The sequence below is a fragment of the Rhizobacter sp. OV335 genome (genome assembly GCF_900142965.1).
GTDB lineage: Bacteria > Pseudomonadota > Gammaproteobacteria > Burkholderiales > Burkholderiaceae_C > Rhizobacter.
The window spans coordinates 1-9,728 of sequence record NZ_FRCQ01000059.1 but is presented as its reverse complement, the minus strand read 5'-3'; the positions used below and the strand labels follow the sequence as shown (position 1 = coordinate 9,728).

The 9,728-nt window shown below is 70.4% G+C and carries 6 protein-coding genes and 1 pseudogene; 4 read left to right on the top strand and 3 right to left on the bottom strand.

The window, feature by feature from the left end:
• Positions 1 to 376: 376 nt before the first annotated feature.
• Positions 377 to 1,549 (bottom strand): murein transglycosylase A, encoded by a 1,173-nt coding sequence (locus tag BUE42_RS31140; RefSeq protein ID WP_083614827.1) that lies wholly within the window; start codon positions 1,547 to 1,549, stop codon positions 377 to 379.
• Between the two features lie 155 nt (positions 1,550 to 1,704).
• On the opposite strand from BUE42_RS31140, the gene BUE42_RS31135 reads away from it, so the two are divergent.
• Together BUE42_RS31135 and BUE42_RS31130 are read left to right on the top strand one after the other, a co-directional pair.
• Positions 1,705 to 3,834, top strand: coding sequence for an NHL repeat-containing protein (locus BUE42_RS31135; RefSeq protein WP_143171876.1), 2,130 nt, complete (start codon positions 1,705 to 1,707; stop codon positions 3,832 to 3,834).
• Between the two features lie 38 nt (positions 3,835 to 3,872).
• The gene (locus tag BUE42_RS31130) at positions 3,873 to 5,801 is read left to right on the top strand and encodes an NHL repeat-containing protein (protein ID WP_159445532.1); all 1,929 of its coding nucleotides are present in this window, start codon (positions 3,873 to 3,875) and stop codon (positions 5,799 to 5,801) included.
• A gap of 3 nt (positions 5,802 to 5,804) precedes the next feature.
• On the opposite strand, the gene BUE42_RS31125 is transcribed toward BUE42_RS31130, so the two are convergent.
• Both BUE42_RS31125 and apaG read right to left on the bottom strand, forming a co-directional pair.
• Complete coding sequence (locus BUE42_RS31125) at positions 5,805 to 7,859, bottom strand: site-specific recombinase (protein ID WP_073469359.1); 2,055 nt, start codon at positions 7,857 to 7,859, stop codon at positions 5,805 to 5,807.
• A gap of 11 nt (positions 7,860 to 7,870) precedes the next feature.
• Positions 7,871 to 8,245 (bottom strand): Co2+/Mg2+ efflux protein ApaG, encoded by a 375-nt coding sequence (gene apaG, locus BUE42_RS31120; RefSeq protein ID WP_073469357.1) that lies wholly within the window; start codon positions 8,243 to 8,245, stop codon positions 7,871 to 7,873.
• A 94-nt stretch (positions 8,246 to 8,339) separates the two neighbouring features.
• Here apaG and rpe point away from each other — a divergent pair, with 94 nt between their 5' ends.
• Complete coding sequence (gene rpe / locus BUE42_RS31115; protein ID WP_073469356.1) at positions 8,340 to 9,023, top strand: ribulose-phosphate 3-epimerase; 684 nt, start codon at positions 8,340 to 8,342, stop codon at positions 9,021 to 9,023.
• Between the two features lie 421 nt (positions 9,024 to 9,444).
• Positions 9,445 to 9,728 (top strand): annotated as a pseudogene (locus tag BUE42_RS31110) (energy transducer TonB); the annotation flags it as partial.

Sequence of the window (9,728 nt, the reverse complement as noted above, 5' to 3'; positions counted from 1 at the left end):
GGCCGAGGCGATCACCAGCTGGGCGCTGCTGATGTCCACGCCGAAGGACTCGGCCGGATCAAGGACAGGAACTTGCATGCTTGAACCTCGGTGCATGCAGCGGCTAGACTGGATCGGTCGGGGTGGGCGTTTGCGCTGGCGTGGGCTTGCATCTATCGGTCGTCAGCATCCCCCCGGCCTCACGGCCGGGGCTGCTGCGGCTGCATTCCTAATCGACGTTCAGGCAAACGAAATGGGGAGCTCACTACGGTGGTCTGTCCGCTGCTGACGGCAGATAGCCCGGATCGTCCCTCCATCCCGACACCCTCATCCGCTGCGTCTGAGAGTGCAGGCGGAACATACAAGCCCGGATGCCAATCCGGGGTTCCACATCACTTCAAGAGCGCGGCCACAACACCCACAGACGCAGCGGCTGCTTCATCCGCCCGGCCTGCTGCTCGGCCACATCACCCCAGCCCCAGAAGTAGTCGGCGCGCACCGCACCGGTGATCGCGGTCCCGGTGTCCTGCGCCATCACCGCGCGCCGCAGCGGGGTTGCGCTCAGCGGCTCGGTCGCATCGACCCACACCGGTGTGCCGTACGGGATGCTCTGCGTGTCGACCGCGATCGAGCGCCCCGGCGTCAGTGGCACGCCCTGGCCACCCTTCGGTCCCAGTTGCGGATCCGGCAGTGGCTCTTCGCGGAAGAAGATCACCCGCGGATTCGCCCACAGCATCTCGTTGAGCCGCTTCGGGTTCTTGCGTGCCCAGGCCTTGATCGACGGCCACGAGGCCTGCTCCAGCGTCAGCTCGCCCTGGTCGATCAGCCAGCGCCCGACCGACTTGTACGGCTGGTCGTTGTGCGCTGCGAACGCGACGCGCAGCAGCTTGCGCGTGCCGTCGGCCTCGGTCAGCTGCAGCCGGCCCGAGCCCTGAATCTGCAGCACCAGCGCATCCAGCGGGTCGGCGATGTACGCGATCTCGCGGCCGCGCAGCGCGGCCTGCGCGGCGCGCACGGTGTCGAGCTGCTGGCGCGTCCAGTAGGGCTTGCGCGTCGCCAGGTCGGCCGGCGGCGCATACAGCGGGATGCGGAACGCGCCGCGCGGCACGCGGCTCGCTTCGACCAGCGGCTCGTAGTAGCCGGTCATCAGCCCGTCGGTCGCGCCCTCGAGCGTTTCAACGCGCCACGGCTGCACGCGGTTCTGCAGGAACACGCGCACGCTGCCGTCGGTGATGGTCGTGAGCTTCTGCGCGTCGGCGCACAGCTTCGTCCAGTCGGGGCCCGGTTTCTCGCAACTGCGCAGCAGCGCGGGCCACAGCTCGGCGGTGCTGTCGAACTCCCAGCCGGGCAGGTCGGTCCACGCGGCGCCGACCCAGCGGCTGCGCGTGCGCGTCAGCACGGGCTTGTCGCCGGGGAGGAGGGGAGGTGTCGGCGTGGCGGTCGGCGCATTGGCGGCCGGCTCCGGCGGAACCGGTGCCACGGGGGGGTATTGCAGGCTCGCGCAGCCGGCCAGCGAGCCTAGAATCGCCGCCGCCATCCACCAGCGGCCGCGGCCAGGGAACATCGTCATGGGTCTGATTCTCCTCGAAGCGCTGGGCGCGCTCGCGGTGCTGCTGCTGATCGTGTGGTGGACGATGTTCTCGGGGCGCAAGAAGGGCGAGCGGCGCGATCGGGACGAATGAAGAAGGACCACCCGAGGGTGGCGGGGTCATCGGGAGGGGAAGCATGCAAGCAATTCGAAGCGGCCGCACCGCGGTGCGTGGTGTGGCGTTGTCGACGACGGCACTGGCGATGGTGTTGGCCTTGGCGTCCTGCGGAGGCAGCGGCGGTGGGGGGGGCCGCACGGATGGCGGCACCGGCGGCGGCGGTGCCACTCCCGGCACGCAGCCAGCCTCGGCCAACGTGGCGTTGCTGGCCGGTGCGCTCGGTGGCACCGGGTTCGCCGACGGACCGGCCGCCACCGCGCGCCTGTGCAACCCGGGCGCTATGGCCGAGGGGGCCGACGGCACGGTCTACCTGATCGACTGTGACGCCGTGCGCGCGTGGTCGCCGGACGGCGGCCTGCGCACGATCGCAGGCTCGCGGCGCATCGAACCCGGCGCCACCGATGGCCGCGGGGACCAGGCGCGCTTCGGCTGGCGTCCGGAAGGCTTGGCTCTCGACGCGGCCGGTGCGCTGTACGTCGCCGACGGTGCCAACGCATCGATCCGCAAGGTCACTCCCGATGGTGTGGTCAGCACCGTCGCCGGGCGGGCGGGCGAGGCGGCCGTCGTGGACGGCGCGGGCTCCGTGGCGCGCTTCCGCGGCCCGAAGGCCCTGGCGTTCGACGCTGGTGGCAACCTGCTGATCGGCGACACCGGCCTGCTGCGCCGCATGGCTTCCGATGGCACGGTGAGCACTTTCGCCGGCAGCCCCGTTTTCTCGGGCGTGCGCGACGGCGCGCTGGCCGACGCGTACTTCGGCGACAGCCTGTGCGCGATGGCGTTCGATGCGAACGGCGCGTTGTTCGTCACCGACAGCTTGGCCGGTGCAGTGCGCAAGGTTGCCAACGGCCGGGTGACGACCTTCGCCTGGCCGCCGCTCCCGTCAGATGAGACGGCTCCGCCCGACAAGTTCTACGACACCTGCGGCCTGGCAATCAACACCGCCGGCGAGCTGCTGATCAGCGAAAACCTGGGCCAAGTTATCGACAAGGTGGCGGCCAATGGCAGCGTCAGCGTCTTCGCCGGTGTGCCCTGGAGCAGCGGGACAGCGGACGGCCGTGGGTCGACGGCGCGCTTCAATCGCCCGGACAAGCTGCTGGCACTGCACAACGGCGACACGCTGGTCGCGGATCAGTTCAACGCGACGCTGCGCCGCGTGTCGCCTGACGGCAGCGTGCGCACCGTGCTGGGCGTGCCGGCGCAGCGTGGCGCGGTCGACGGTGCCGGGGCGGCGGCGCGATTCCACGGGCCACAAGCGGTCGTCGCCGATCCGGACGGCAACGTCTTCGTGGCCGACTGGGACAACCACAACATCCGCAAGATCACGCCGGACGGGACCGTGACCACCTGGGCCGGCAGTACCGCAGGCGAGCAGGGACTGGGCTTCAGCGAGACACGCGACGGCACCGGCATCGAGGCGCGCTTCTACAACCCGGCCGGCATCGCCATCGACGTGGCACGCAACCTGTACGTCACCGATGCAAACGCCCACGTGGTGCGCAAGATCACGCCCGCCGGTGTCGTCAGCACCGTGGCCGGCCAGGTCGGACAGGGCGGGTATGTCGACGGCGATGCCGGCAGCGCATTGCTCGAGGCCCCGTGGGGCGTGGTCGTCGACCGGCAGGGCGTTGTCTACTTCAGCGAGCGTTTCCGCGGCACCGTGCGCCGCATCGAAACGGACGGTCGCGTCAGCACCTGGTTCGGCGACATCGAAGACGGCGTGCTGCATGGCCTGGTCGGGCTGGCGGTCGACGCGGACGGCGGCATGTACCTCAGCGATCTGGAAGATCACACGATTCGCAAGGTGACGGCCGCAGGGGCGGTCAGCACGCTGGCCGGCCGTGCCGGCATCAGCGGCCAGGTCGACGGCGACGGGGCGGCAGCACGCTTTCTTCGACCCTACGGTCTGTCACTCGGTGCCGACGGCAATCTCTATGTCGCCGATGTCGGCAACAGCGCGGTACGTCGTGTCACGCCGCAGGGCATGGTCAGCACGGTCGCCGGCGGCAACGGCGACCAGCGTGCGGTCGTCCTCGGCGAACGGGGGCGCTTGAACAACCCGCTGGTGCTGGCGGTGCTGCCCGGGGTGGCCCTTCGCTTCGCGGTGCTCGACGAGGGCGCGCTGTTGATCGTCACGCCGCGTCAGCCATGAGGGGCGGTTCGATGCTGTCGGTCCCGTGCGCAATGGCGATGGCATGGTCGCTTGCGGCTTGCATGGGGGGCGGTGGCAACGACGCAGCTCCCGCCAGCATCGGCGTCGCGCCACCTGCCGAATCGCAGTCGCGGGTCGAACTGCTGGCAGGAGGACTCGGTGGCAGCGGCTACGTCGACGGCCCGGCCAGCCGCGCGCGTCTGTGTTATCCGGGCGCGATGACCGAAGGCGCCGACGGCACGCTGTACTTTCTCGACTGCAACGCCGTGCGAGCGCTCTCGCCGAACGGGGAGCTGCGCACCATCGCCGGATCGCGCCTCGACGAAGTCGGCTGGGTGGATGGAGAGGGCATGCAGGCCCGCTTCTCGAGTCCGCTGGGCATCGCGGTTGATGCGGACGCAGGCGTGCTCGTCGCCGACTACGGCAATGCTGCGATCCGGAGGATTGCGCCGGGCGGTCGGGTCACCACCGTGGCTGGCCAGCCGGGCAACGCTCTTCCGAGCGACGGCGCCGCCGGCGACGCCCGCTTCCGCGGACCGCAGTCGCTGGCGATCGACGCTGGCGGATCCCTGTTGATCGGGGACGGCAGCGCGCTGCGGCGCTTGTCGCGTGAAGGGCGTGTCGACACCGTGGCCGGGTCGATGGAGGGGGAGAGCGGGATCAGCGACGGCCCGGCGCTCCAGGCACGCTTCGGCGGCCTGATCTGTGCGCTGGCCTACGACGCCAATGGCGCGCTGGTTCTCACCGACACGTTCTCGGGCACGCTGCGGCGCCTGGCGAATGGGCAGGTGACCACGCTGGCGCCGCCGCCGGCATTGCAGCTGCCGGGTTCGACGAACTTCGGCGCGTCCGCGTGGCTGTGCGGCGCGGCCTTCGACGTAGCCGGTGGCTTGCAGGTGGCGGGCGGCGCCTTGCTCAAGCGGCGCAATGGCGACCTGCTGGCAGCCGACGGGAACAACGCGGTGCTGAGCCGCGTTGCCACCAACGGTTCGATCGTCGCCGTGCTCGGGCAGCCAGCCCAGGTCGGTGCCGCGGACGGCGTGGCAGGCGCGGCGCGCTTCCAGTCGCCCGCCGGCGTGGCCGTCGATCCCGATGGCAATGTCTTCGTCGCCGACTTCTGGAACCACAGCATCCGCAAGGTCTCGCCGGCCGGCCTGGTGACCACCGTGGCCGGCAGTGCGGCGGAGTCGGCGCTCGTCGACGGTCCGGCGGCGGTCGCGCGCTTCGAGGCGCCGAACGCCGTCGCGATCGATGCGGCGCGCAACCTGTACGTCACCGACCAGATGTCGTCGGTGGTCCGCAAGATCACGCCGCAGGGCGTGGTGTCGACGCTGGCCGGCAGCCGCGCGGTGCAGGGTGGTGCCGACGGCACGGGTGCCGCGGCGTCGTTCTTCCAGCCGCGCGCGCCGGCGGTCGATGCGGCCGGCTCCGTGCTCGTGTTGCAGGGCGGTGCGGTGCGCCGCATTTCGCCGCAGGGCGTCGTCACCACCTGGGTCGGTCGCTTCGATGCCCAGGGCAGTGCGGACGGCATCGGCACGGCGGCGCGCTTCACGGTGCCGGGCGGTATGGCGGTCGACGCGGCGGGCAACGTGTTCGTCGCCGACAGCGGCAACCACAGCATCCGCAAGATCACGCCGGCCGGCGTCGTCACGACCTTCGCTGGCAGCCCCGGCGTGCCGGGCCATCTCGACGGGCGGGGGGCGGCGGCGCGCTTTCGCCGGCCGACCTTGATGACGTTCGATGCCGACGGCACCCTGTATGTCGCGGACACCGACAACAGCGTGGTGCGGCGCATCACGCCGCAAGGCGAGGTCAGCACCGTGGCGGGGGTCGGCAGCACTCGGGCCGTTGCGCTCGGCGAACGCGGCCTGCTGAACCGGCCCTTCGGCCTGGGTGTGTTGCCCGGCCTGCCTCTTCGGCTGGTGCTGAGCGACGAGAACGCCGTCCTCGTCGTGACGCCGCGCTGAGTTTCAGTCTCTCGGCGGCACGATGAACGACCCCGGCCGCTGCCACAGCCGCCGGCGGATCGCGCGGTAGATGCGGCTGCGGTCGGTGAGGCGGATGCCGCGCGAGCGCAGTGCCACCTTGAACGCGAGGAAGAAGCTCACCGCGAGGTTCAGCCCGCCGGTCAGCGCGATGCCGGCCAGGCACCACCAGAACGGCGCCTGGTGCAGGATGTCGAAGCCGAGCGCGCCGACCGCCGCGGCGAGCTGGCCGGTCGACAGCGTCACGTGCCGCACCTCGATCGGCAGCGCGAAGAAGCTCGCGACCGCCGGCACCAGGCCCAGCATCAGGCCCAGCGAGATGTTCGCGGTCAGCCCCGAGATGTTGTTGCGCCAGTAGATCGACCAGCGCTGCGCGCGCGCCGTGCCGAGCCGCGCGACGATGCGCGGGTTCCACGCGATCGCGCTGTCGAGCCGGTGCCAGACGAACCAGTTCTCGACCCAGCCGGCGATGATCGAGCTGAGGAACAGCAGCACGCCGGTGAAGGCCGCGTACAGCGGCGTCGGGCCGAGCAGCGACAGCGTGTCCAGCACGTGCTGCGCGTCCTTCGTGCCGATCAGCGGCGCGCCGAACGCGGCCGTCCACGCGAACTGCGCCGTCAGCACCAGCGGCATCACCAGCGCCAGGTTGCCGAGGATGCCCGCCGCCTGCGAGCGGATCAGGTGCGCGACCTCGTCGACGAAGCCCTCGACCGCCGCGTCGTTCGACACGTCGTCGAGCTTGGCCGCCATCGCCGGCGCGGTCATCGCCGGCTGCTTGGTCGCCACCGTCCAGTGCATCAGGTGGATCAGCACGAAGCTGCCGGCGTAGTTGACGCCCGCGAAGAAGCCGGCCCAGAAGGTCGACAGCCCGAGCGCCAGCACGAAGAACTTCATGAAGGTGGTGCCGGCCAGCACCGCACCGCCACCCGCCGCGGCGCGCAGCATCTGCCGGTACTCGCTGCGGTCGCGGGTGATGTAGTGCTCGCCGGTCTCGGCGCTGCGCTCGGCCACCTTGCGCGCGAGCAGCGAGTAGTGCCGCGCGAACAGCGCGCGGATGCTGCGCCGCTCGTCGGCGGTGCGCACCAGCGCGGCGGTCAGCCGCGTGATGTCGCGCCCGGGTTCCGGGCTCAGCACGCAGATCAGCAGGTCCTCGATGCGCTGGGTGCGCTCGCGCAACTGCTCGACGGCGAACACCACGTCGACCGAGACGCCGTGGTCCTCGAGGTGAAGGTGCACGCTGTCGGCGCAGCGCCGGCAGGTGTCGAGCAGCGCGCGCAGGTACTGCGCCTCGCGCAGCAGGGCCGGCGTGTCGCCGCCCTCGGCATGCGCGCGGATCTGCTCGGCCACCAGCGCAAGCTGGCGAAACGGCTGCGACACCAGCAGCTCGGGGCTCATGCGCTGGCGCACGGTCGGCGAGAAGCCGGTCGCGCGGACCGCGCTCGCCAGGAAGGTGATCGCATCGAGGAATGGCGCGCGCCAGTTCGGGCCGCCGGCGCTCGCTGCGGCGGCCGGCGCGAGCAGCGCGGTCAGGCGTTCGAGCGTCGGGTCGTCGAGCGCGTCCATCCACAGCGCGTCGCTCGACTGCGGGAACAGCAGGCCGAACAGCTCGGCCAGGTCGCTGGTGGCCGGCGTGCCGGGCAGCAGCCGCAGGCGCAGCCGCTGGCCGAGTTCACCGGACAGGTCGCGGCGCGGCGAGAAGCCGAAATCGGCCAGCAGCGCCGCGACGTCGACCTCGCGCCAGAAGCGCGCGAGCAGGGCCGCGATCTCGGCCTGGTGCTCGGGGTGGCGCTCCAGCACGTTCAGCAGGTGGCGCAGGCGCAGCAGCGGCATCGGCGTGGCGGCGGGGGCCGACTCGGCCGCGGGCGGGCCGTCGGCCGGCAGCGTCGCATGCCGCAGCCATTCGAGCAGGCGGATCAGCCACAGGTGGCGTTCGGGCAGCGAAGCCGACGCATCGGCCGCGTTCAGCAGTGCACTCAGGTCCCACGGGCCCGGCCGGGCCTTGCCTTGCGTCCTGGATGACGCCTTCTTCCGCCCGAACATCGCGGCGACCGTCAGTGCAGCGTCGACGCGAGCGACAGGCTGAACTCCGGCACCGGGGCATCGAAGGGCGTCGCGTCTTCGGTCATGCAGAAGAAGGTGCCGCGCATGCTGCCTTGCGGCGTGGCGAGCCGCGTCCAGCTGGTGTATTCGTGGCTGTCGCCCGGCTGCAGCAGCGGTTGCTGGCCGACGACACCCAGGCCGCGCACCTCTTCGACGCGCCCCTGGCCGTCGGTGATCAGCCAGTGCCGCGCGATCAGCTGCGCCGGGATGTCGCCGCTGTTGCGGATCGTGATCGTGTAGGCGAAGGCGTAGTGGCCGGTGGCGGGGTTCGATTGCTCGGGCAGGTGACGCACGGCGACCGAGCAGGTGAATTCAGGATGGGCCATGGGCCATTCTAGGAGCCGCTCCATGGCAGCTTCGCGGCCCGCCTAAAATCCGGGCCTTCCGCGACACCTGCCGGCCGTCTCGCAGCCGCACCGCATGACCACCTACCGCATCGCCCCCAGCATCCTGTCGGCCGACCTGGCCCGCCTCGGCGAGGAGGTGCGCAACGTCATCGCCGCCGGCGCCGACTGGATCCACTTCGACGTGATGGACAACCATTACGTGCCGAACCTGACCTTCGGACCGATGATCTGCGAGGCCGTCCGAAAGCACGCGGTGCGGCCCGACGGCAGCCCGGTGCCGCTCGACGTGCACCTGATGGTGCAGCCGGTCGACCCGCTCGCGCTGGCCTTCTGCAAGGCCGGTGCCACCACCGTCACCTTCCACCCCGACGCCAGCACGCATGTCGACCGCACGATCCAGCTGATCCAGGCCGAGGGCTGCAAGGCCGGCCTGGTGTTCAACCCGGCGATGCCGTTGTCGGTGCTCGAGTACGTGATCGACAAGATCGACCAGGTGCTGATCATGAGCGTGAACCCGGGCTTCGGCGGCCAGAGCTTCATCCCGATGGCGCTGAAGAAGATCGAGCAGGCGCGCCGCCTGATCGACGCGAGCGGGCGCGACATCCGGCTCGAGGTCGACGGCGGCATCAAGATCGACAACATCCGCCGCGTCGCCGAAGCCGGGGCCGACACCTTCGTCGCCGGCAGCGCGATCTTCGGCCACCCCGACTACCGGGCGGTCATCGATGCGATGCGCCAGGAACTCCAGGCGGCCTGAATCAGAGCGTCGTGACCCAACACGGTGCTTTGTTCGGGGAAACAATCGAAAACCCCGTGAATTCTTCTGGCCTGACGGTGGTATTTTCCGTCCTCGATAATCTCCCCAAGCCAGCACCAGAGCCTGTTCGACGCGGCTCATCAGCAAGTGACCCGAAAACGTAACCTGTTGTCAGGAAAGCGGTTTTCCGGGTTTTTCCTCGGGTTTTGCCCAGATTGACGAGTGGTATTACTGGTACTAAACTGGTACCTAACGGGTTGTTTTGTGCCATGTACTTGTGCAGGCACGCTGCTTGCCTAAGCCGCTCAGGCCCTCTCATCTGCACAGGAGTTCGCGACCGATGAATTTTTCGCAGCGACAACGCGATCCCCGACGTCACATCGTCGGGATCGGCTTTGTCATTTTGTTTCACGCGGCGATCGTGTATGCGCTGCTGACCGGGCTGGCCAAGAAGGTGGTCGACGTGGTTCGCGCGCCGATCGAGACGAAGGTGATCGAGGAGATCAAGAAGCCGCCGCCGCCGCCGGAGGTGGTGGTGCCGCCGCCGCCGAAGCTGGAGGCGCCGCCGCCGCCGTTCATTCCGCCGCCGGAGGTGCAGGTGGCGGTGCCGCCGCCGGTGCAGCCGACGATCACCGCGAGCACGCCGGTGCCGCCGCCCGCCGCGCCGATGGCGCCTGTTGCTCCGCCGGCCGCAGCGCCCGCGCC

Excerpts from the sequence above, each read along its gene's own strand:
- rpe (WP_073469356.1), top strand. The coding sequence starts at position 8,340 with ATGACCACCTACCGCATCGCCCCCAGCATCCTGTCGGCCGACCTGGCC.
- BUE42_RS31125 (WP_073469359.1), bottom strand. The coding sequence starts at position 7,859 with ATGTTCGGGCGGAAGAAGGCGTCATCCAGGACGCAAGGCAAGGCCCGG.
- BUE42_RS31130 (WP_159445532.1), top strand. The coding sequence starts at position 3,873 with ATGGCATGGTCGCTTGCGGCTTGCATGGGGGGCGGTGGCAACGACGCA.
- BUE42_RS31140 (WP_083614827.1), bottom strand. The coding sequence starts at position 1,549 with ATGACGATGTTCCCTGGCCGCGGCCGCTGGTGGATGGCGGCGGCGATT.
- apaG (WP_073469357.1), bottom strand. The coding sequence starts at position 8,245 with ATGGCCCATCCTGAATTCACCTGCTCGGTCGCCGTGCGTCACCTGCCC.
- BUE42_RS31135 (WP_143171876.1), top strand. The coding sequence starts at position 1,705 with ATGCAAGCAATTCGAAGCGGCCGCACCGCGGTGCGTGGTGTGGCGTTG.